The 1,914-nt window shown below is 34.7% G+C and carries 3 protein-coding genes and 1 pseudogene; 3 read left to right on the forward strand and 1 reads right to left on the reverse strand.

The window, feature by feature from the left end:
* Positions 1 to 186 (reverse strand): hypothetical protein (locus ACUVXA_RS20375; RefSeq protein WP_445873128.1); only part of this gene is annotated, 186 nt, incomplete at its 3' end.
* A gap of 328 nt (positions 187 to 514) precedes the next feature.
* Between ACUVXA_RS20375 and ACUVXA_RS20380 the strand changes: the two genes are divergently transcribed.
* The 3 genes and pseudogenes from ACUVXA_RS20380 to ACUVXA_RS20390 form a co-directional block, all read left to right on the forward strand.
* Positions 515 to 1,324, forward strand: coding sequence for a DNA methyltransferase (locus ACUVXA_RS20380; protein ID WP_445873129.1), 810 nt, complete (start codon positions 515 to 517; stop codon positions 1,322 to 1,324).
* Between the two features lie 11 nt (positions 1,325 to 1,335).
* Positions 1,336 to 1,551 carry a hypothetical protein gene (locus tag ACUVXA_RS20385; RefSeq protein WP_445873130.1) on the forward strand — a complete coding sequence of 72 codons (216 nt, stop codon included), beginning with the start codon at positions 1,336 to 1,338 and terminating at the stop codon, positions 1,549 to 1,551.
* A gap of 102 nt (positions 1,552 to 1,653) precedes the next feature.
* Positions 1,654 to 1,914 (forward strand): annotated as a pseudogene (locus ACUVXA_RS20390) (hypothetical protein); the annotation flags it as partial.

Genomic DNA, 1,914 nt, shown 5'->3' on the forward strand with positions numbered 1-1,914 from the left:
ACTATTTATATACCCTACTTTCAAATAAGCTTTTTTGCGATTCATCCCCACGACTAGAAGTCGGGGGCTTTCTCGCCAAGGTTTTGTAAACACCCTGAAAAAGAATATCGACATGAAGGATTCGAATACGATGTAATTTGGAAAAGAATAGATGTAGGATATCCCACGCATGTTTTCGAAATACAAATCAGAGGCAACCTTTATGAAGCACTAACCAGACTAAAACATGCATACGATATTTGGAACTCCGATCTCTTCCTAATCCTAACAGAGGAAGACGAAGTAAAAGCAAAAAGAATAGTAGCGGGATCCTTTCACGAAATCAGCAAGAAACTAAAAATCATAAAAGTAGAAGAACTTCTAGAATTTTATGAATATAAAGAACGTTTCAAAGAACTAGAAAAAAGACTCAAATAGGTACATGACATCGATTCTAATATGTTTTCTAAATAGTTGCCTTTTTAAATTTGAAATTAATATAAAATACAGTAAAAATATTGAAGAGAGAATAATAATGCAAGAAAGACTTAATGAGCTTAATGGCAAAGAATGGACAAAGTATTCTATAAGCATTTGGGATGTAACAAAATCTCCTGAAGAAATGAAATTAAAACATCCTGCAATGTTTCCCGAGGAGTTAGTCAAAAGATTGATTAAAATATACACTAAGGAAGGCGAAGTTGTTCTGGATCCTTTTATGGGTAGCGGCACCACAGTTCTTGCTGCACGTAATCTGAATAGAAAGGGCATAGGTTTTGAGTTGTCTGAAGAGTTTTTTAACCTAACAAAAAAACGTTTGAGATATGTTGATACCCAATTAAAGGATTTCAGTTCTGAGGGCGAAAAAACGGCATTTGCTAATCCGGAAATATACTTGGAAGATGCGAGAAATATTCGAAATTATGTTACAACAAATTCAGTTGATTTGGTTGTTACGTCTCCTCCATACTGGGATATTCATCGACAGAAGCGAACAGCAGACTATAAAGAGATTAGACCTTATTCTGAGTCGGAACAAGATTTGGGAAATATATCAGATTACAATCAGTTTCTCTGCGCTTTAAAAGAAATTTTTGAACAAATTTATATGGTATTGAAAGCAATAAAATGGTGTGTTATAGTAATAATGGATATCCGTAAAAAGGATAAATTTTACCCATTACATATAGACATTATAAAGATAATGCAGGAAATTGGATTTGAACTTGATGATATAATAATATGGGACAGGAGACTGGAGTACAGTAATCTTAGACCTTTGGGTTATCCCTATGTTTTCAGGGTAAATAAAATACATGAATATATACTTATTTTCGTAAAGTAGAGGCATTCAAAATGATTGAGGATTACTTTGATGAGGATGTTGCGTACTTACTTGGACTTATATCTGCAAGGGGGGTTTTTAGAGAATTACGGGCAAAGGAGATAATCATTGAATTTCCCTTTAAAGGATTGATGGCAGTTGGTGTCAAAAAAAGATTTACTCAGAAAGATAGTATCAAGGTGAGTTTGATTGAAGCTCTAGGTAGAGTCGAGGAGTTGACCGATTAAAGAGTCAGGCAAGTCGAAGAGAGACACTCTATCAAGTTAATTATTGAATCCTTAAGAAACACACTTTTCTGGAGAAACATAAAACTCATTCTAAATAACAAAATGTCTTTTGCTGAATTTGAAGTACCCAAGGCAATTATTGAAGCAGAGCCTCAAATCAAAAAAGAGTTCGTTAGAGGCTTCGCAGATGTGGCCGGATCGGCAAGATTATCAAATAGGGATGAAGCAGGTAAATGTAGAATTTATCTAGATGTTTTAAACCAGAACTGGACCTTACCTGTACAAATTTGCCACCTATTACAAGACGACCTAGGAATCCCTGTTAGAAACATTACTTGGGGACATCCAAACATAAGAGACCCG

The sequence above is a fragment of the Candidatus Jordarchaeum sp. genome (assembly GCF_052745115.1).

Excerpts from the sequence above, each read along its gene's own strand:
- ACUVXA_RS20380 (WP_445873129.1), top strand. The coding sequence starts at position 515 with ATGCAAGAAAGACTTAATGAGCTTAATGGCAAAGAATGGACAAAGTAT.
- ACUVXA_RS20385 (WP_445873130.1), top strand. The coding sequence starts at position 1,336 with ATGATTGAGGATTACTTTGATGAGGATGTTGCGTACTTACTTGGACTT.